This window comes from Allobosea robiniae (genome assembly GCF_900102525.1).
Classification (GTDB): Bacteria; Pseudomonadota; Alphaproteobacteria; order Rhizobiales; family Beijerinckiaceae; genus Allobosea; species Allobosea robiniae.
This window is the reverse complement of sequence record NZ_FNBZ01000003.1, coordinates 276,513-295,507: the sequence shown is the minus strand read 5'-3', so window position 1 is coordinate 295,507 and position 18,995 is coordinate 276,513. Positions and strand designations below refer to the sequence as shown.

23 protein-coding genes and 1 tRNA gene are annotated in these 18,995 nt (G+C 65.6%); 16 read left to right on the top strand and 8 right to left on the bottom strand.

The window, feature by feature from the left end; genetic code table 11:
* The first annotated feature begins 27 nt into the window (after positions 1–27).
* The 5 genes from BLQ70_RS10320 (at position 28) to BLQ70_RS10300 (ending at position 4,137) form a co-directional block, all read left to right on the top strand.
* Complete coding sequence (locus BLQ70_RS10320) at positions 28–609, top strand: cob(I)yrinic acid a,c-diamide adenosyltransferase (protein ID WP_091856894.1); 582 nt, start codon at positions 28–30, stop codon at positions 607–609.
* Between the two features lie 6 nt (positions 610–615).
* Complete coding sequence (locus tag BLQ70_RS10315; protein WP_061970172.1) at positions 616–1,314, top strand: rhomboid family intramembrane serine protease; 699 nt, start codon at positions 616–618, stop codon at positions 1,312–1,314.
* A 164-nt stretch (positions 1,315–1,478) separates the two neighbouring features.
* Positions 1,479–2,225, top strand: a complete 747-nt coding sequence (locus BLQ70_RS10310; protein WP_091856893.1) for an electron transfer flavoprotein subunit beta/FixA family protein — start codon at positions 1,479–1,481, stop codon at positions 2,223–2,225.
* Positions 2,225–3,169, top strand: a complete 945-nt coding sequence (locus BLQ70_RS10305; RefSeq protein ID WP_091856892.1) for an electron transfer flavoprotein subunit alpha/FixB family protein — start codon at positions 2,225–2,227, stop codon at positions 3,167–3,169. Before BLQ70_RS10310 ends, BLQ70_RS10305 begins: the two co-directional genes overlap by 1 nt.
* Positions 3,170–3,252: 83 nt before the next feature.
* A complete protein-coding gene (locus BLQ70_RS10300) occupies positions 3,253–4,137 on the top strand; it encodes a 3-hydroxybutyryl-CoA dehydrogenase (protein ID WP_061970178.1) in 885 nt (294 codons plus the stop codon).
* 30 nt (positions 4,138–4,167) lie between these two features.
* Here the strand turns inward: BLQ70_RS10300 and BLQ70_RS10295 are convergent, their stop codons facing one another.
* Positions 4,168–4,674, bottom strand: a complete 507-nt coding sequence (locus tag BLQ70_RS10295) for a DUF3060 domain-containing protein (protein WP_091856891.1) — start codon at positions 4,672–4,674, stop codon at positions 4,168–4,170.
* A 222-nt stretch (positions 4,675–4,896) separates the two neighbouring features.
* Here BLQ70_RS10295 and BLQ70_RS10290 point away from each other — a divergent pair, with 222 nt between their 5' ends.
* Positions 4,897–5,454 (top strand): HNH endonuclease, encoded by a 558-nt coding sequence (locus tag BLQ70_RS10290; protein WP_061970322.1) that lies wholly within the window; start codon positions 4,897–4,899, stop codon positions 5,452–5,454.
* Positions 5,455–5,707: 253 nt separating this feature from the next.
* Here BLQ70_RS10290 and purU read toward each other — a convergent pair whose 3' ends face one another.
* From purU to BLQ70_RS10275, 3 genes are all read right to left on the bottom strand, one after another.
* On the bottom strand, positions 5,708–6,592 hold the full coding sequence (gene purU / locus BLQ70_RS10285; RefSeq protein WP_091857134.1) for a formyltetrahydrofolate deformylase: 885 nt from the start codon (positions 6,590–6,592) through the stop codon (positions 5,708–5,710).
* Positions 6,593–6,800: 208 nt separating this feature from the next.
* Positions 6,801–7,349, bottom strand: a complete 549-nt coding sequence (locus BLQ70_RS10280; protein WP_091856890.1) for a disulfide bond formation protein B — start codon at positions 7,347–7,349, stop codon at positions 6,801–6,803.
* 9 nt (positions 7,350–7,358) lie between these two features.
* Positions 7,359–7,970 (bottom strand): YqaA family protein, encoded by a 612-nt coding sequence (locus BLQ70_RS10275; protein ID WP_061970185.1) that lies wholly within the window; start codon positions 7,968–7,970, stop codon positions 7,359–7,361.
* A 197-nt stretch (positions 7,971–8,167) separates the two neighbouring features.
* On the opposite strand from BLQ70_RS10275, the gene BLQ70_RS10270 reads away from it, so the two are divergent.
* Positions 8,168–8,252, top strand: a tRNA-Leu gene (locus BLQ70_RS10270).
* A gap of 78 nt (positions 8,253–8,330) precedes the next feature.
* Here the strand turns inward: BLQ70_RS10270 and BLQ70_RS10265 are convergent.
* Together BLQ70_RS10265 and BLQ70_RS10260 are read right to left on the bottom strand one after the other, a co-directional pair.
* Positions 8,331–9,743, bottom strand: coding sequence for an ATP-binding protein (locus tag BLQ70_RS10265; protein WP_139163517.1), 1,413 nt, complete (start codon positions 9,741–9,743; stop codon positions 8,331–8,333).
* The gene (locus tag BLQ70_RS10260; RefSeq protein WP_091856888.1) at positions 9,740–10,528 is read right to left on the bottom strand and encodes a response regulator; all 789 of its coding nucleotides are present in this window, start codon (positions 10,526–10,528) and stop codon (positions 9,740–9,742) included. The genes BLQ70_RS10265 and BLQ70_RS10260 overlap by 4 nt, the downstream gene beginning before the upstream one ends.
* A gap of 157 nt (positions 10,529–10,685) precedes the next feature.
* On the opposite strand from BLQ70_RS10260, the gene BLQ70_RS10255 reads away from it, so the two are divergent.
* From BLQ70_RS10255 to BLQ70_RS10220, 8 genes are all read left to right on the top strand, one after another.
* Entirely contained in the window at positions 10,686–10,904 is a 219-nt protein-coding gene (locus BLQ70_RS10255) for a hypothetical protein (protein ID WP_139163516.1), read from the top strand.
* The gene (locus BLQ70_RS10250; protein ID WP_091856886.1) at positions 10,901–12,424 is read left to right on the top strand and encodes a TolC family protein; all 1,524 of its coding nucleotides are present in this window, start codon (positions 10,901–10,903) and stop codon (positions 12,422–12,424) included. Before BLQ70_RS10255 ends, BLQ70_RS10250 begins: the two co-directional genes overlap by 4 nt.
* A 14-nt stretch (positions 12,425–12,438) precedes the next feature.
* Positions 12,439–13,875 carry a multicopper oxidase family protein gene (locus BLQ70_RS10245; protein ID WP_091856885.1) on the top strand — a complete coding sequence of 479 codons (1,437 nt, stop codon included), beginning with the start codon at positions 12,439–12,441 and terminating at the stop codon, positions 13,873–13,875.
* A 28-nt stretch (positions 13,876–13,903) separates the two neighbouring features.
* A complete protein-coding gene (locus tag BLQ70_RS10240) occupies positions 13,904–14,386 on the top strand; it encodes a cupredoxin domain-containing protein (protein WP_091856884.1) in 483 nt (160 codons plus the stop codon).
* Positions 14,387–14,412: 26 nt separating this feature from the next.
* On the top strand, positions 14,413–14,691 hold the full coding sequence (locus BLQ70_RS10235; RefSeq protein ID WP_091856883.1) for a copper-binding protein: 279 nt from the start codon (positions 14,413–14,415) through the stop codon (positions 14,689–14,691).
* A 74-nt stretch (positions 14,692–14,765) separates the two neighbouring features.
* Positions 14,766–14,981: a hypothetical protein gene (locus BLQ70_RS10230; RefSeq protein WP_061970195.1), complete on the top strand. Its 216-nt coding sequence runs from the start codon at positions 14,766–14,768 to the stop codon at positions 14,979–14,981.
* A gap of 75 nt (positions 14,982–15,056) precedes the next feature.
* Positions 15,057–15,323, top strand: coding sequence for a heavy-metal-associated domain-containing protein (locus tag BLQ70_RS10225; RefSeq protein WP_091856882.1), 267 nt, complete (start codon positions 15,057–15,059; stop codon positions 15,321–15,323).
* Between the two features lie 161 nt (positions 15,324–15,484).
* Positions 15,485–15,976 (top strand): DUF411 domain-containing protein, encoded by a 492-nt coding sequence (locus BLQ70_RS10220; protein ID WP_091856881.1) that lies wholly within the window; start codon positions 15,485–15,487, stop codon positions 15,974–15,976.
* A 165-nt stretch (positions 15,977–16,141) separates the two neighbouring features.
* Here BLQ70_RS10220 and BLQ70_RS10215 read toward each other — a convergent pair whose 3' ends face one another.
* Positions 16,142–16,603 (bottom strand): cupin domain-containing protein, encoded by a 462-nt coding sequence (locus BLQ70_RS10215; protein ID WP_091857133.1) that lies wholly within the window; start codon positions 16,601–16,603, stop codon positions 16,142–16,144.
* 125 nt (positions 16,604–16,728) lie between these two features.
* Here BLQ70_RS10215 and BLQ70_RS10210 point away from each other — a divergent pair, with 125 nt between their 5' ends.
* Positions 16,729–18,282: a winged helix-turn-helix domain-containing tetratricopeptide repeat protein gene (locus BLQ70_RS10210; RefSeq protein ID WP_091856880.1), complete on the top strand. Its 1,554-nt coding sequence runs from the start codon at positions 16,729–16,731 to the stop codon at positions 18,280–18,282.
* 112 nt (positions 18,283–18,394) lie between these two features.
* On the opposite strand, the gene BLQ70_RS10205 is transcribed toward BLQ70_RS10210, so the two are convergent.
* A complete protein-coding gene (locus tag BLQ70_RS10205) occupies positions 18,395–18,991 on the bottom strand; it encodes a HutD/Ves family protein (RefSeq protein ID WP_091856879.1) in 597 nt (198 codons plus the stop codon).
* Positions 18,992–18,995 lie beyond the last annotated feature (4 nt).

Here is an 18,995-nt window from a genome sequence, read left to right as displayed (position 1 = left end):
CCGCCGCAGCCACGCTATAAGCATGGCATGGTCAAGCTCAACCGCATCTACACGCGCACCGGCGACAACGGCACGACCGGACTGACGAGCGGCCCGCGCCGGCCGAAATCCGACCTGCGCGTCGCCGCCTATGGCACCGTCGACGAGACCAATGCCTGTGTGGGCCTCGCCCGCCTCCATGCGGCGACGGAAGACGCCCTGGTCGACGCCATGCTCGGCCGCATCAGCAACGATCTCTTCGATCTCGGCGCCGACCTCTCGACACCCGAGACCGACAAGCCCCTGGCCTTCGAGCCGCTGCGCATCGTCCAGGCCCAGGTCGACCGGATCGAGGCCGAGATCGACGAACTGAACGCCGATCTCGCTCCCTTGCGCTCCTTCGTCCTGCCCGGCGGAACCCCGGCCGCAACCCATCTCCATCTCGCCCGTACCGTCAGCCGAAGGGCCGAGCGCCTGATGACCGAGCTTGCCGTGACCGAAGGCGAGACGGTTGCCGCGCCCGCGCTCAAATACATCAACCGCCTCTCGGACTTCCTGTTCGTCGCCTCCCGCTACCTCAATGCCAAGGCAGCCGGCGACGTGCTCTGGGTGCCCGGCCAGAACCGCTGAGCCACCATGTTCGTCCCTCTGCATGACGGTGTACCGCTGCGCTTCATGCGCACGCCCTATATCACCTACGGGCTGATCGGCGCCTGCATCGCCCTGCAGATCGCCTTGCAGCTCTGGCCGAGCCAGGAAGCCGAGCTCGCGATCATGGCCGGTTTCGGCATGATTCCCTCGGTGCTGTTCGGCACGGCGCAATTGCCGGAAGGCCTTGCCCATGTCCCGGCCTGGGCGACCCTGTTCACCAATGTGCTGCTGCACGCCAATGTCGCCCATCTCGTCGGCAACATGCTGTTCCTCTGGGTCTTCGGCGACAATGTCGAGGATGCGATGGGGCATCTGCGCTTCCTCGCCTTCTTCTTCCTCTGCGGGCTCGGCGGTTCCCTCTTCCATGCCGGCATGTATCCCGGGTCGGAGCAGCCCCTGATCGGCGCCTCCGGCGCCATCTCCGGCGTCATCGCCTCCTATCTGATGATCTATCCGCAGGTCCGGATCTGGGGGCTCGCCTTCAACTGGATTCCGATCCACATCCCCGCGCTCTACGCGCTCGGCGGCTGGGTCCTGCTGCAGGCCGCCGCCGCCCTGCTCGGTGCCGACGGCAATGTCGGCTGGTGGGCGCACCTTGGCGGGCTGGCGACGGGCGCCGCCCTGACCCCGCTCTTCGTGCACCGCAGCATCGCGCTGTTCGGGCGCAAGCCCGCCCGTGGCTGAAGCCGCGCTGTTTTGCCCCCGAGCCGTGCCTGGACGGGCGTTGACAAGCGCAAACGGGCGTCGCTACGGTCCCAGCGCATTCCAGCCGAGGGCCGCGATGCCGCTGTCCTGCCGTCAGGTGCAGTGCGGTGCGAGGCTCATCTCTTCTGAACGGTGATCTGGCGATGAAGATCTTGGTGCCCGTGAAGCGGGTGGTTGACTACAACGTGAAGATCCGCGTGAAAGCGGACGGTTCGGGCGTCGAACTGGCGAACGTGAAGATGTCGATGAACCCGTTCGACGAGATCGCCGTCGAGGAGGCGCTGCGCCTGAAGGAAGCCGGCAAGGCGACCGAGGTGATCGTGGTCTCGATCGGCCCGGCGCAGGCGGCCGAGACGATCCGCACCGGCCTCGCCATGGGCGCCGACCGCGGCATCCTCGTGAAGGTCGACGGCATCGTCGAGCCGCTCGCCGTCGCCAAGCTCCTGAAGAAGGTGGTCGAGCAGGAAGGCCCCGGTCTCGTCATCCTCGGCAAGCAGGCGATCGACGACGATTGCAACCAGACCGGCCAGATGCTCGCAGCCCTCCTCGGCTGGGGCCAGGGCACGTTTGCGTCCAAGGTCGAGCTTTCCGCAGATTCGGTCGACGTCACCCGCGAGGTCGATGGCGGCCTGCAGACCGTTTCGCTCAAGCTCCCGGCGATCGTCACCACGGACCTGCGTCTCAACGAGCCGCGCTATGCCTCGCTGCCCAACATCATGAAGGCGAAGAAGAAGCCGCTCGACGAGACCTCGGCCGAAGCGCTCGGCGTCGATGTGAGCCCACGCCTGAAAGTTCTGAAGACGGTCGAGCCCGCTGGCCGTTCCGCCGGCGTCAAGGTGGCCAACGCCGCCGAACTCGTCTCCAAGCTCAAGACCGCCGGGGTGATCTGATGACCACGCTGCTGATCGCCGAACACGACAACGCCTCGATCAAGGACGCCACCGCCAAGGCACTGACGGCTGCCGCCAAGCTCGGCGGCCCCGTCCATATCCTCGTCGCGGGTCAGGGTTCGAAGGGCGCGGCCGATGCCGCCGCCAAGCTTGCCGGCGTCGAGAAGGTGCTGCTCGCCGATGACGCGGCTTACGGCCATGCGCTGGCCGAGCCGCTTGCCGCGCTGATCGTCAAGCTCGCGGACGGCTACGACGCCATCGTCGCGCCCTCGACCACCACCGGCAAGAACGTGCTGCCGCGGGTCGCAGCCCTGCTCGACGTGATGCAGGTCTCCGATGTCAGCGGCATCGTCTCGCCCGACACCTTCGAGCGCCCGGTCTATGCCGGCAACGCGATCCAGACCGTGCAGTCGACCGACGCCAAGAAGCTGCTGACCATCCGCACCGCCTCCTTCGCGGCGGCGGGCGAAGGCGGCTCGGCCGCGGTCGAGGCCGTCGCGGCGGCCGAGAACCCCGGCAACTCGTCCTTCAAGGGCGAGGAGGTCGCCAAGTCCGACCGTCCGGAGCTGGCCTCGGCCAAGATCATCATCTCCGGCGGCCGCGCGCTGGCCTCGGCCGAGAATTTCGGCAAGGTGATCGAGCCCGTCGCCGACAAGCTCGGTGCTGCGATGGGCGCCTCGCGCGCCGCGGTCGATGCCGGCTACGCCCCGAACGACTGGCAGGTCGGCCAGACCGGCAAGGTGGTCGCGCCCGAGCTCTATATCGCGGTCGGCATTTCCGGCGCGATCCAGCATCTCGCCGGCATGAAGGACTCGAAGGTCATCGTCGCCATCAACAAGGACGAGGAAGCCCCGATCTTCCAGATCGCCGATTACGGCCTCGTCGGCGACCTCTTCACGATCCTGCCAGAGCTCGACGCCGAGCTCGCCAAAGCCGGCAAGTAAGGCCGGCACCGCCCTTCCGGGCCGCCTCAGGGCGGCCCGTTCCGCTCCTGCGGGAGCCTGAACGTTTCATCCGGGATCAAACCATGTCGGACCACGCGATCAAGACGATCGGCATTATCGGGGCAGGCCAGATGGGCAACGGCATCGCCCATGTCGCGGCGGCCGCCGGCTTCGACATCAAGCTGCACGACATCGCCGAGGAGCGCATCAACGCCGCGCTCGCCACGATCGACGGCAACATGGCCCGGCAGGTCTCGAAGGGTGCGCTGGCGGAGGATGAGCGCCGTGCGGCCATCGCCCGCATCCAGCCCGCCGTCGGCCTCGCCGATCTCGGCGATTGCGACCTCGTGATCGAGGCCGCGACCGAGAACGAGGAGGTCAAGCGCAAGATCTTCACGGCAGTCTGCCCGCATCTGCGCCCGGACGCGATCCTGGCCTCCAACACCTCCTCGATCTCGATCACCCGCCTTGCCGCAGCGACCGATCGCCCGGAGCACTTCATCGGCATTCATTTCATGAATCCGGTGCCGTTGATGCAGCTCGTCGAGCTGATCCGTGGCATCGCTACCGATGACGGCACCTTCGAGCGCGCCAAGAACCTCGTTGGCAGCCTGCACAAGACCGTCTCGGTCTCCGAGGATTTCCCGGCCTTCATCGTCAACCGCATCCTGCTGCCGATGATCAACGAGGCCGTCTACACGCTCTATGAGGGTGTCGGCTCGGTCGACGCGATCGACACCGCCATGCGGCTCGGCGCCAACCACCCGATGGGCCCGCTCCAGCTCGCCGATTTCATCGGCCTCGATACCTGCCTTTCGGTGATGCAGGTGCTCCATGACGGGCTGGCCGACTCGAAATACCGCCCCTGCCCATTGCTGGTGAAATATGTCGAGGCCGGCTGGCTCGGCCGCAAGACCAAGCGCGGCTTCTACGACTATCGCGGCGAGAAGCCCGTCCCGACCCGTTGAGCGGATCGATTCTGCTTCGCAGCCGCCGCCTCAGCGGCGGCTGATCCGATTCTCGACGCCCCCGGCCGAAACCGATGGCGCCTTGATCCCAGCCTCGGCGCGCCATTCGACAGCGTTCTTGGCGCCCTGCACCTCGATCTGCGTGGGGCCCGCAAGCGTCAACTCGAGCTTCTGATCGGCGCCCGAGACGTCGATCTTCGCCGTCTCCGCCGCCTTCACGGTCGCCTTGACCTTATTCTTGGCCGTTTCGACGACGAGCCCCCCGGTCGTGCCGCCCTCGACCGTATTGGCGATGCCGCTGACGGCGATCTCCCGGGCCGTCTCGAACGACACGATGTGATCCGCGCCGTGCACGTTCACCGCACCGCAGCGGCCGGTGAGCACGACCTTGTGTCCGGCGCCGGAGATCGAAACATCCTGCCCGTCCTCGCAGGCGAAATCGCGCGACATCTGCGCGCCTTCGACCCGGATCTCCGCGGCGGAAGCCGGCGCAATCAGGATCATCAGGGCAAGGAACGCGGCAAGCTTGGCCTTCACGGGCGGACCCTCCGGTGTTTCGTCCACGAATCGACCCCACAGGGCCTGTCCGGCGACTACCGGCGAAGTCGGGCGATTATGTGCCGCACCTCATGCCGGGCGCCGCAACGCAGGCGCAATAAGTTCCTTCACATTCCTGTCGTCTCGCGCTTACATTGATCCTTGGGCGGGATTCGTCTCGCTCGATGAAGCGGAGGTGCGACGGGTTTGACGGCGCATGTGATGCATCCGATGGCATCGCCGGACGGCTGTCCGGCTTTGGTGCTGAACGCCGATTTCCGGCCGCTCAGCTACTATCCCCTGTCGCTGTGGAGCTGGCAGGACGCGATCAAGGCGGTCTTCATGGACCGCGTCAACATCGTCTCCGAATACGACACCGTCGTCCGCAGCCCGAGCTTCGACATGCGGCTGCCCTCGGTGGTCTCGCTCAAGAGCTATATCAAGCCCTCTCGGACCCCGGCCTTCACCCGCTTCAACGTCTTCCTGCGCGACCGCTTCGCCTGCCAGTATTGCAATACGCGCGACGAATTGACCTTCGACCATGTCGTCCCGCGCTCGAAGGGCGGCCTGACCACCTGGGAAAACGTCGTCGCCGCCTGCTCGCCCTGCAACCTGCGCAAGGGCGACAAGATGCCGGCCGCAGTCGAGATGTTCCCGGCCCAGAAGCCCTTTGCGCCGACGGTCAACGACCTCCATCGCAACGGTAAGCTCTTCCCGCCGAATTACCTGCACGAAAGCTGGCTCGATTACCTCTACTGGGATTCGGAACTGGAGCCCTGAGAGCATTTTCGAGCGAAGTGGGCACCGGTTCGCGTGAAGAAAATCCGATAAGACAAGGACCTGGAGCAATTCCGCGATTCGAAGAATTGCGGAATTGCTTCAAGCGCTCGCTTCATTCCCACGAAACACGCCGCCATTCGGGCCTCCCCCGGAATGACAGCGTGTTTTTTGCGTAGAACCAGCGTGCCCACACGAAGAACGGCTGCAACCGGCTGGCTGCCGTTCTACAGTGGCTTCAGCCGAATGGTTCGGGTCACCCCATCCGCTCGGAGGCGTACGACCCCGGCGAGGCAGGAAACACCACGGTCTTCCCGTCATTCAGGAAGACGCGGCGGTGAATATGGGCGTGGATCGCCCGCGCCAGCACCTGGCTCTCGACATCCCTTCCCAGGCTCACGTAATCCTCCGGACTCTGCGCATGCGTCACGCGCACGATGTCCTGCTCGATGATCGGCCCTTCGTCGAGATCGGCCGTAACATAGTGGGACGTGGCGCCGATCAGTTTCACACCACGCTCGAAGGCCTGCTTGTAGGGGTTCGCTCCCTTGAAGCTTGGAAGGAACGAGTGGTGGATATTGATGATCCGCCCCGACATCTGCCTGCACATTTCATCGGACAGGACCTGCATGTATCGCGCGAGCACGACGAGCTCGGCGCCGCTCTCATTGATGATCTCCATCTGGCGCGCCTCCGCAGCCGTCTTGTTCTCCTTGGTCACCCTGATGCAATGGAACGGGATGTCGTGGTTCACGACGACCTTCTGATAGTCCATGTGGTTTGAGATCACGGCGACGATATCGATGGGCAGCGCGCCGATCCGCCACCTGTAGAGCAGGTCGTTCAGGCAGTGCCCGAAGCGCGAGACCATCAGGACGACCTTCGCCTTTTCGCTCTCGTCGCGGAAGTCGAACGTCATGTCGAAGGGCCTGGCGACATCTGCGAAGCCTTCCGCGATCGCCGATAGCGGCTTCGCTTCCTCGCTGACGAAGCCGACCCTCATGAAGAAGCGGCCCGTGTCGCTATCGTCGAACTGCGCGCTGTCCGAGATATTGCAACCCATGCCGGCCAGATAGCCCGCGATTGCGGCAACGACCCCTCTTCTCGATACGCAGGTAACAGTCAGGATGTGCTTGTTCATCGAACGGACCAATCCGGTTGCGGGTTCTTAAGGGGTCAGATCCGCTTTCTCGCGAAAATCTATGGCTGCCAACAGCCGCGTGCAATCTCACCATGGTCGTCGTCTTCGCGATTGAACCGCACGGGCTCTGTCCGGGACGCCACCCCCGAGAAGCCGGGGCGATGAGGAGCCCGGCGCCGATCGAACCAGGAGGCGACCGCCAGAGTGGCTAAACGAGCCCGGTTCCCGGATGCGTGACAGCCGTCCGCCCGCGCAGCAGCCCGAGCACCGCGAGCAGGAAGAGCCCAGCCGATGCCAACGCATTCCAGCCGGCGAGCGACAGCCCGAGGAAGCGCCAGGCTGCCTCCGAGCAGGAGACGATGCGCGTCGTCTGCAACTGCTTCATGAAATCCTGCATGCCGGTCGCAGCCGCTGCCGCGCCGCCGCAGTCGTTCGGCCCCATGAACCAGCCCCATTCGACGCCGGCATGATAGATGCCGAGCCCCGTGCTCCACGCCATCAGCCCGGCCAGCCCGAGCAGGACGAGCCATTGCAGGCGTGGCGAACGCGCCAGCACCAGCCCGGCGAGCGCCAGCCCGATGGCGGCGTAATGCGGCATGCGCTGCTCCAGGCAGAGCTTGCAGGGCCTCAAATGCAGGGCGAGTTCGAAGAACCAGGCTCCTGCGATCAGCGCCAGGCTCACGATGCCGATGAGGGCGATCAGTTGTCGCGAGTTCGGCAGGCGGCTCGAAGCAGCGGCGGCTGGGGAGGCGGTCATGGCGGGGGCTCAGCAGGAGAGAAGCTGGCCGGACCCTGCGACGAGCTTGAGGCCGAAATAAAGCAGGATCAGCACGGCAGCGCCGGCAACGGCGATCACTTTCAGGCGACGTTCGATGAAGTGGCGGATGGTGTCGCCGTAGCGCCGCAGCAGGAAGGCGAGTGCGAAGAAGCGCGCGCCGCGCGCCAGCACGCAGGAGATGACGAAGAAGGTCAGTCCGATATGGACGGCGCCGGCCAGGATCGTCACCACCTTGATCGGGGGCAGATGGGCAAGGCCGGAGGTCGTCAGCAGGATCAGTGTCGTATCCGGCCCGGCACAGGCCTTGAGCGTCTCGAAGGCGCCGAGCTTGCCGTAGAAGGCCAGGACCGGCTTCGCCAGCGCTTCGAAGGCATAATAGCCGATCGCATAGCCGGCGATGCCGCCGAGCACCGAGAACAGCGTCGCGATGAAGGCCAGCCGATAGGCCCGCTGCGGCCGGGCGAGCGCCATCGGCACGAACAGGACATCCGCGGGGATCAGGAAGAAGGAGCTTTCGACGAAGGCGACGGCCGCCAGCCAGAGCTCTGCCCGCGGCCGGGCGGCGAGCGACATCGTCCATTCGTAGAGGCGCTTGAGCATGGCGCGCTCTAGAGCATGAGGCAGCCGGTGACGCAACGGCTTCCATAAGCCGAGGCGATGGCTTGTCGAGCCATCGCCTCGGCAATGCCGCCTCGACGATGAAACGCCCTGAAGATCATCCGACGAAACCTGCGGGAATGACGCTTCCGCCGATTGACCGGCATCGGTCGATCGCTATAGTCCGCCCGCCTGCAAGGGCCCCTGTGGCGGAATTGGTAGACGCGCTCGACTCAAAATCGAGTTCCGCAAGGAGTGCTGGTTCGATCCCGGCCAGGGGCACCAAAGGCCTGCTTTCAGGCAATCCGGCGTCATTGTCCCGAGCGTGCGTCGGCGGCGGCGGGCCATTCCAGAATAATTGTCTCAGCCACGGACGATTTGCCCATTTTTGATGAGCGCATCGGGCCGACGGGAACGGTCCCGGGTCGGATGATCGAGCCTGGGCAACGAGACCGTGACGCGAAGGCCGCCTTCCACCCGGTTCTCCAGCACCACGCTCCCCTCATGCGACCTGACGACGGCCTGGGCGATGGTGAGGCCGAGCCCGGAGCCCCCGGTCTCGCGGCCGCGCGATTCTTCCAGCCGCACAAAGGGAAGGAAGACGCGCTCCCTGTCGGCCGCCGGGATCCCCGGCCCCTCGTCTTCGACCGTGATCACGACAAGGCTCCCCGCTTCGGCGATGCTGATCGTGGCCGCCCCCCCGTATTTGACCGCATTGCCGATGACGTTCGAGAACGCCCGCTTCAGCGGCAGGAGACGCCCGAGAATCGGCGCCGCGTTCAGCCCCGACAGGCTGACGCTATGCCCCTGGTCGAGATGCTCGTCGACGATGGTCTCGACGACCGAGGCGAGATCGATCGGCCGGAGCGCCTCGCTCGACACGCCGCCGCGCAGATAGTCCAGCGTCGAATCGATCATCTCCTCCATCTCGCCGAGATCGGCATCGATCAGGCGCCGCGTCGCGTCGTCGTCGAGCAATTCGGAGCGCAAACGGAGGCGGGTGATCGGCGTGCGCAGATCGTGCGACACCGCGGCCATCGCCTGCATGCGCTCAGTGACGAGACGCTGGATGCGCTCGCGCATGGTGTTGAAGGCGCGCGCGGCACGGCGGACCTCGGCTGGGCCGCCCTCCGGCAAGGGCTGCGGCACCTGGTCGAGGCTGAAGCGCTCCGCCGCCAGCGCGAGGTCGCGCAGCGGCCGTGTCGCCCAGCGCAGCAGCAGCAGCGCGACCACGACGATCCCGACGGCGAAGCAGATCATGATCGCGGTCAGGTTCCAGTCGAGATGCTGCGCGGCACCGAGCGCGGACGACGAGAAATTGACCCAGCTGCCGTCGTCGAGCCGGATCGAGACCAGCATCAGATGCCGGTCGGTTGCGGCTCCGCCATCATCCGCCACGCCGACGCGGAAGGACTCTGCCGCGAGATCGGGCGCGAACTGCTGCAAGTGCGCTTCCATCAGGCGCGTCCGCTCGGTCGCCGGCACGGTCCCGAGGACGAGGCTGACTTTGCTCCAATGCACTTCGAGGCTCGCGCTCGACAGGTCATGCGCGACGCGGTCGCGCTCCGCCCCGTCGGGAATGCTGGCGATGGCGCGCTTGATCGAGACGATGCGCTCGGCGAGGCTGCCATCCCGCCCGGCCGAGGCGAAGCTTTCCACACCGACGCGGAAGGCCCAGTAGCCGAGCAGATGGAAGGCGAGCAGCGCCGCGAACAGGATCAGGATCGCGCGGCTTGCCACCGTGTCGGGCCAAAATCGTCCAAGCAGCCTCGTCAAGCGCTCTGTCCTTCGTGGTACCCGATCGTCGAGGCGAACAGGTAGCCCGCGCCCCGCACCGTCTTGATCAGTTGACTGCCGCTGGCATCGGCCTCGAGCTTGCGGCGCAGGCGGCTGATCTGGACGTCGATCGTCCGGTCGAACGGATCGTCGCTCATCCGGGCCTTGGCGAATTGCATCAGCGCCTCGCGCGACAGCACGCGATTGGCATGTTCGACGAAGGCGACGAGCAGGTCGAACTCACCGGTCGAGAGATCGATCAAGGTCCCAGCCGGCGATTGCAATTCCCGGCGCCGGAGATCCATGCGCCAGCCGTCGAAGGTCACCAGCGTGCTCGCCTGCGAGACGACCGCGCCCTGCCCCGCCCGCGCCCGGCGCAGCAAGGCCCGGATGCGCGCCAGCAACTCGCGCGGACTGAACGGCTTGGTGACATAATCGTCCGCCCCACCTTCGAGGCCGGTGATGCGATCGCTCTCCTCGCTGCGCGCGGTCAGCATCACGATCGGGACATGCGAGGTCGCGCGCACGTCGCGGCAGAGCTCGACGCCCGAGCGGCCGGGCAGCATCAGGTCGAGGACGATGAGGTCGATGGCGCTGTGCGCCAGCGCTTCCATCATGGCCCGGCCATCCGGCGCGCCGGTCACCTGATAGCCGTGCCGCTGCAGGAAGCGCGCGACGAGAAGCCTGATCTGCGGATCATCATCCACCACCAGGATATGGCCGTGATCGTCGTTGGTCGGCGCGGCAGGCGCCTGATCCGTCTCGTGTTCCGCGTTCCCTGACATCACCACGCCGCGCGAGCGCCGGCTCTCCTTCTCTGTGCGAGCCGACCATAGCGCGTGAGCGGCCTGGCTGCCCGCATCGCTTTGAAACAATTTGTAACGGACGCCCGCGGATCGGCGTTGCTACCCCTGCTCCACCGCAACAGGGGAGCCGTGAGTCGTGAGATTGGTGAAGCTGCCGTTCCTGGGGGCGATCGGTCTGGCACTCGGTGCCTGCTCGGTCGCCGCCGTTCCAGACCATCTGGCCCGGCCGGCCGATCCGAATGCCCGCGTTCCCGCCGTCACCTATGGCAGCGTAACCGCAGGCGCCGCCACCTATCGCCCTGCCGAGCCCAGGGACTGGCGCGAGCTCAACCGCCGGGTCGGGCCGAAATCATGACGAAGCCGAGCAGCCCTGCCGCCACGCCCTCGCGCATCCATACCCAAGGACCGGCCTTGACCGCTTCTCCCGTTTCGAAAGCCCGCCGCCTGCTGCGCTGGACCCTGCTTGCCGGCGCCACCGCTCTGCTCGGCGGCTGCGCGAGCTTTTCGGCCGATGGCGGCATGGGCGCGATCCAGACCGCGACCTATGCCGATATCGGCAAGGATGTGGCCAAGATCGGTGACGATCAGGCTGCGCTCACCGCCAAGGATCGCGTCGACCAGCTCCTGCGCAAGCCGTTGACGGCCGATGCGGCGGTACAGGTCGCGCTGCTCAACAATCGCGGTTTGCAGGCTGCCTTCAACGAACTCGGCATGGCCGAGGCGCAGATGGTCGCGGCGAGCCTGCCGCCCAATCCGCGCTTCGGCATCTCCAAGCTTTCCGGCCGCTTCGAGGTCGAGATCGAGCGTCAGATCGTCGGCAGCCTGCTGGCGCTGGCGACCCTGCCGGCACGGGCCGAGATCGCCCGCGACCGCTTCCAGACCGCGCAGATGCGGACGGCCGAGGCGGTGCTGAAGCTCGCCGCCGACACGCGCCGCCAATACTATCGCGCGGCCGCCGCCAATGCGCAGGTCGCGTTCTACCAGGAGGCGAAAAGCTCCACTGATGCGGCATCCGAGCTGCTCAAGCGGCTCGGCGAATCCGGTGGCGTCAACAAGATCGACCAAGCCCGCGAATTCGCCTTCGAGGCGGAACTCACCGTTCAGCTCGCCCAGGCCCGCCAGCAGCAGCGGCAGGAACGCGAGCGCCTCGTCCGCCAGCTCGGCCTCTGGGGCGACGACCTGAAGTTCCGGGTCGGCAGCCTGCCGCCCTTGCCGCGCCTGCAATCGGTCAAGGCGATCGAGGCCGAGGCTCTGCGCAAACGCGTCGACCTCCGGATCGCACGGGCCGAGCTCGACACGCTCGCCAAGTCGCTGGGCCTCACCCAGGCGACGCGCTTCGTCAACGATATCGACCTGCTCGGGCGGCGCACCTACGACCGCAGCCGCAGCGTCAACGACCACGGCCATGTCGAACGCGAAGCCAGCCGCAGCCGGACGCTGGAGCTCGAGATCGACATCCCGATCTACGATTTCGGCCAGTCGAAGGTCGCGCTCGCCGAGCAGACCTATATGCAGGCCGCCAACAAGCTGGCCGAGAAGGCGGTCAATATCCGCTCGGAAGCGCGCGAGGCCTATACCGCCTACCGCGCCCATTACGACATCACGCGCCAGTACCAGACCAATGTCCTGCCGCTGCGCAAGATCATTCAGGAGCAGTCGCTGCTGCAATATAGCGGCATGCTCAACGACGTGACCGACCTGATCGCGGATGCCCGCAGCCGCATCCTCTCGAACGTCGCCGCGATCAATGCCCGCCGCGATTTCTGGATCGCCCATACCGATTTCAAGCACGCGCTGATCGGCGGCGGCAGCGCGGGCGGCTCGGCCACCGTCGCGGCGGCTGGCGGCGGCGATGCCGGCGGCGCAGGCCACTGAAGGAGTTGACGGACATGACATCCCTTTCCCGCAGAGGCTTCATCGGCTCGTCCGGGCTGGTTCTGGCCGGCGCCGCAGCGGTCTCGGGCCGCGCCGCCTTCGCCGCCGTGCCGGAGGCGCCGACCATGGCGGAGGCGACGACGCAGGCACCGCTCGTGCCGACCACGGGGCCGGACTACCAGCCGGTCGCGACGCTCAACGGCTGGTCCCTGCCCTGGAAGATGAACGGCGACTGGAAGGAGTTCCATCTCGTCGCCGAGCCGGTGGTGCGCGAGCTGGCGCCCGGCATGAAGGCCTATCTCTGGGGCTATAACGGCCAGTCGCCGGGGCCGACGATCGAGGCGGTCGAGGGCGACAAGGTCCGCATCTACGTCACCAACAAGCTGCCGGAGAGCACCGCCGTGCACTGGCACGGCCAGCGCCTGCCCAACGGCATGGACGGCGTCGGCGGGCTGACGCAGCCGCATATCCCCTCGGGCAAGACCTTCGTCTACGAGTTCCTGCTCCGGCGCTCCGGCACCTTCATGTACCACCCGCATTCGGACGAGATGGTCCAGATGGCGATGGGCATGATGGGCTTCTTCGTCGTCCACCCCAAGGACCCGGCCTTCCGCCGCGTCGACCGCGATTTCGTCTTCCTGCTCAACGCCTTCGACATCGAGCCCGGCTCCTATGTCCCGCGCGTCGCGGAGATGACCGAGTTCAACATGTGGTGCTGGAACAGCCGCGTGTTCCCGGGCATCGACCCCTTCGTCGTCGGCCTGAACGACAAGGTCCGTATCCGCTTCGGCAACCTGACCATGACCAACCACCCGGTCCACATGCACGGCTACGAGTTCAAGGTCTCCTGCACCGATGGCGGTTGGGTCGATCCGGCGGCAGCCTGGGACGAGGTCTCGATCGACGTCGCCGTCGGCCAGATGCGCGCCTTCGATTTCGTCGCCGACGAGCCGGGCGACTGGGCGATCCACTGCCACAAGTCGCACCACACGATGAATGCGATGGGGCATTCGGTGAAAAACTATATCGGCGTCAGCAAGAAGGACCTCGCCAAGCGCATCGCCAGGATCGCGCCGGGCTACATGCCGATGGGCTCGAACGGCATGGGCGAGATGGGCGCGATGGAGATGCCTCTGCCCGACAACACCCTGCCGATGATGACCGGCTTCGCCCAGTTCGGCCCGGTCGAGATGGGCGGCATGTTCTCGGTCGTGAAGGTCCGCGAGGGGCTGGCGAAGACCGACTACAAGGACCCCGGCTGGTTCAAGCATCCCGAGGGAACCGTCGCCTACGAACTCAAGGGCGCGAAGCTCGGCGAAGCGCCGCGCGCGACCCCGCCCGACAGCGGCATCAAGGCCGCCGAATGGCGGGCAAAGGACCCGCGCAAGCCGAGCCTCGGACCGGACGGCAAGCCCCGCCCCACGACCAAGAACCCGCATTCCAACCACTGACACGCCGTTCCCCGATCAGGAGAGCCTCATGATCTCAGCAGCCTTCAAGCTCGCCGCAATCGCGGTCTTCCTCTCGGCCGGCGCAGCGATGGCCGGCCCCGGCGGCGCCGGGCACGGCCGTGGCGACGAGACCGCCTATGGCAAGGCCGGCGATCCGAAGAAGCCGGCCCGCATCGTCCAGGTCGTGATGGCCGAGCGGGACGGCAAGATGTCCTTCATCCCGGATCGGATCGAAATCCGCCGCGGCGAGCAGATCCGCTTCCAGCTCCGCAACAATGGCGAGCTCGACCACGAACTCGTGCTGGCGACGCTGGCGGAGAACCTCAAGCACGCCGTCGAAATGCAGAAGAACCCCGACATGGAACATGACGATCCGAACGCCAAGCGGCTCGCGCCGAAGAAGACCGGCGAGATCGTCTGGGCCTTCACCAAGGCGGGCGAGTTCGACTTCTCCTGCCTGATCCCCGGCCACCGCGAAGCCGGCATGACCGGCAAGATCATCGTCAAGTGAACAGCCTCTGCCAAAAGGAGCATCCCATGCTGAAAACCGCCGCCATCCTCGCCTTCCTCGTCGCCGCGCTGCCGGCCGCCGCCCAGTCGGTCAGCGGCACCGTCACCAAGATCGACGAGGCCCAGGGCAAGCTCACCATCAACCACGGCCCGATCAAGAATCTCGACATGGACAGCATGACCATGGTGTTCCGGGCGGGCGACCCGGCCATGCTCAAGGGGCTGAAGGCCGGCACCAAGGTCAAGTTCGACGCCGACCGCGTCAACGGCCAGCTTACGGTGACCAAGCTCCAGAAAGCGAAGTGACGACACCCAAGCGCGGCGGGCGGTCTCGACGCGCCCGCCTTCGCAGGGTCGTTTCGATCGCCGCGGGGGTCGCCGTGACAAGCTCCGCGGCCCTCGCCTCCGATGCCGATCTGCAACGAACCCTGCTCGACAACGGCTGCATCGAGCCGCAGATCGAGACTGTTCTGCAGCAGCGCGATCTCATCGCCTACCGGGCGAATTGCCTTGGCACTTCGCACAAGATTCTCGTCATCGTCTGCAGCAGGGGCCGGTGCAGCCCAAGCCCCTCGGCCAAAGATCGCGGTGGCTAGCAAAAGCCGCTTGACCTTCCCACGATGGGAAAGAGCACGCTCCGGCCATCGCCACATCGAAAGGATGATGCAGACATGTGCTCCTGCCAACAGCACGCGAAGCCCGCAACCGAGGCGGCCGCGCCGACCGGCGACGCCGTAACCTTTCAGGTCGAGGATATGACCTGCGGCCACTGCGCCGGTACGATCAAGGCTGCGATCGAGACCAGATTGCCGGGAACCGCCGCGACTGCCGACCCCGGCTCCAAGCGCGTGAGCGTGCTGGGCTCGGACGACTATGCCGCGATCAAGGCCGCCGTCATCGCAGCCGGCTACACGCCGAGCCCGGAGCCGGTCAGCTGACGCCAATGAGGGCCGGCCTTCGCGGCCGGTCCTCCTCGCCTGCGGCTGCGAACGGGGCGACGCCAAAGGATGCTCGATGACACGGGTGCCGCGATCGAGAGCGCAGGCGTCACGAATGAGGCCGCAGTGGTAGAATTGGACGTCGAAGAAGAGAGATCGTCATGACCAACGCATTTCTGCCATCCCGCCGCGCGCTGATGCTCGGCCTCGCGCCGACAACCGCCGGCCTCATGCTGTGGCTCCCCGCGGTCGCTGCCGAGGCATTGCCGAAGATGACCGTGACGCGCGACCCGAATTGCGGTTGCTGCGGCAACTGGGTCGCGCATGTGAGGACCGCCGGCTTTCCGGTCGAGGTGATCGAGGTCGCGGATGTTGCGCCGCTCAAGACCCGGCTCGGCGTGCCCGATGCTCTCGCCTCCTGCCATACCGCGGAGATCGGCGGCTATGTCGTCGAGGGTCATGTCCCGGCCGAAGCGATCAAGCGCCTGCTGGCCGAACGCCCGAAGGCGACCGGCCTTGCCGTCGCGGGCATGCCCGTCGGTTCGCCCGGCATGGAGGTGCACGGGCAGGCGCCCGACAGTTACGAGGTCGTCATCTTCTCAGCCGGCCGGCAGAACATCTTCGCGCGCTACCGCGGGCTCGATCAGATCTGATCTGCCGCCCATTCGCTCTCCGCGACCTGGGCCGAATGCACGAGGCAATCTCCAGCTGAAAGCGGGCACGATGCGAAGGCTCTCCCACCTTCACGTCCAGCTGAATATCCGCTCCGTGGCAGATTGCCAGCGTCAGCTTTCGGCGCTGTGCAACCGAGCCGCGATCTAGGACCGCGTGGTTAAAGTCGAGAGCTGATCCGTGTCATAGCGGCCCCGCAGATCGGCGAGAACGTTTGGATCGGGAGCCCCGCGTGCTGCAAGTTGCGCGAGCTCCTCGAAATAGCGTTCATGGCCTGGCGGCGAAACGGTCATCAGCACGCGCGCCGGGCTCACGCTGACATTGGTGATGTTGTGCGGCACGCCTGGCGGGATGAAGAGGAAGGTGCCGGGCCGCGCATGGATGACTTCATCGCCGACATGCCAGGCGCATTCGCCGTCGAGGAGGTAGAATGTTTCTTCCTGGACGCGGTGGACATGCAGGCCGGTAGCGAACCCCGGCGGAATCGTCCAATCGAACATGCTCGTGTGCCTCGTATCCTCACCAGTGACGAGGAATGTCATCGGATAGCCTCGCAGCATGACGCCGTTGTTCTGCTCGGGCCTACGAATGACCGGTGCAGCGCTCATATGATCCTCCATCGGCTGGGGTTCTAATGTGCAGGCACCGCGCAATATCTCCTCGTCATATCGGCGAGTCGTGAAACCGTTCCGAAATCATTGCGAAAAATTCGCAACCGGTCCCATCTTCGCTCATGGCGAGAATCTTCGCATTCGGCCCATACCGCCTCGACGCCAGTGCTGGAATCCTGTTCCGCGGCGCTGAGCCGGTTGCGCTCGGCCGGCGCGCGATAGCACTGCTCGCGCTGCTGGTGGAACGCGAGGGCAAGCCGGTGGCCAAGGAGGCCCTGTTCGAGAAGGCTTGGCCTGCGCAGGCGATCGAGGACAGCAACCTTACGGTTCAGATCGCCGCGATACGGCGTATGCTCGACGAGCGGGGTGGCAGCGCCTCTTGGATCGAGACCCTTCCCCGACGCGGCTATCGCTATATCGGACCCGCTGTCGCTATCGATGATCCAGACGCAGCAACCGCGGCTGCCGCATCAACTCAGCTGGCGTTGCCGGACAGGCCCTCGATCGCGGTGTTGCCTTTCTCCAGTTTGAACGGCGACCGGGCGCAGGACTACGTTGCCGAGGGGATGGTCGACGACATCGTCACCGGCCTGGCGCGCATCAAGGGACTGTTCGTCATCGCGCGCCACTCGACGGCCCCCTACAGAGAGCGTGTGCTCGACGTGAAGCAAATTGGCCGGGAGCTTGGCGTGCGCTATGTGCTCGAAGGCAGCGTGCGCAAGAGCGGCAGCAACATCCGCGTCAACGTTCAGATGATTGACGCCTCGACCGGTGCCCATGTCTGGGCCGAGCGCTACGACCGTGCCTCCGACGATATCTTTGAGCTTCAGGATGAGATTGCGCTGTCGGCCGTGGGGGCGATCGCGCCGAGCATCCGGCGCGCCGAAATGGATCGGGTCAAGCGCAAACGTCCCGACAGCCTCGATGCCTATGATCTTGTGTTGCGAGCTCAGCCCGATGTCGATTCAGGCATGCCCGAGCGGGTGATCAGCGCTCTTGGCCTGCTCGAACGAGCAATCCAGCTCGATCCTGGTTATGCCTTGGCGTACGGCAACGCCGCGATGTGCCACCATTGTCTCTTCCTGCGCGCCGGCTGGCAGGAAGCCAGCCGCGCTGCCTCGATCCACCATGCCCGTCTTGCGCTCATCCATGGCCAGGATGATGCGACCGCGCTGACCCTCGCCGGGTTTTCGATCGGCATGGACGGTCATGATCGTGGGGCCGCTTTCACCGCGTTCGAAGCCGCGCTCGCGATCAGCTCGTCATCGGCACTCACCTATATCCTGGGCAGCGTGATGCTCGGATGGGGCGGGGAAGCGGAACAGGCCATCGTCTGGAGCGAGCGAGGCATGCGGCTCAGTCCGTTCGATCCATGGGCCTTCGCCGCCTTTGATGCGCAGGCGATGAGCCATTTGCTGCGCGGTCGCTACAAGGAAGCCTGCAGCGCTGCCTACAAATCCGTACATGCCAATCCGGGCCACAGCATCACCTATGTGCAACTGGCGGCGGCGCTGGCCAAGCTCGGCCGGCTGGAAGACGCCAAATGCGCAGCGGCACGGGTGCTCGAACTCCATCCGACGTTTCGCTTCAGCCGCCAGTTCGCGGGGGTGAACTGCGCTCCCGCGCTTGCAGAGGCTCTCGGTGAGGCATTGCTCCTGGCCGGACTGCCAGAGTAACGGTGTCCGGTTTCGGGCTGTCTATTTTTAGAAGTTCAATTTCAGCTATCCCGAAGTGCAGCATCAGCAGACGACACCCGCCCTCATGAACGTGAAACGCAGGCGCCGATCTTCATGTCCGATAAATTGAGGAGACCACAGCAGAGCCCGATCTGATGACTATCGATACAGCTGATTCAATCTCAAGGGCGACGGTATCGCCTTCCACAATGTCGATTTCAACGCCTTGAACCAGCGCACGAGCATTACCCGCGACGGCCGATACGAGATGCGTTCCTGCCGGAAACTCGCTATCAGCCTCAGCCGTGAGGACTGCCATTTCTCCTGTCGCCAAGCTTCGATCGAGCATCAAATTCAAGACTTTGACGGCCCCTTTTTCCGGTCGGCTGATGATCTTGAGTTCGCCACCGTATCGAACGGGTTTCAGCGGCGTCGATAGGTCGATGGTGCCGGAAGGCGTATCGAGATAAAGGCCTTCGCCTTCGATTACGACCTGGTGGCGTTCGTAGCCGCTATGGTCGGAGAACGGCAAAGCAGTCGGTATCTCGGTTGCGGCGAGACGCCAGACCAGCCCCTCCCAGCCCTCTCCCGCTACGTTGCCGATCCGCTCCTCGGCGATGATGTCCGTCGAGCCCAGCCCGTTCTTCCAGGGCTCGACCGTGCAGGCGGCCCGCGGCAGGTAGCGATAGCTGATCGCGCTGTTGGTCATGGCA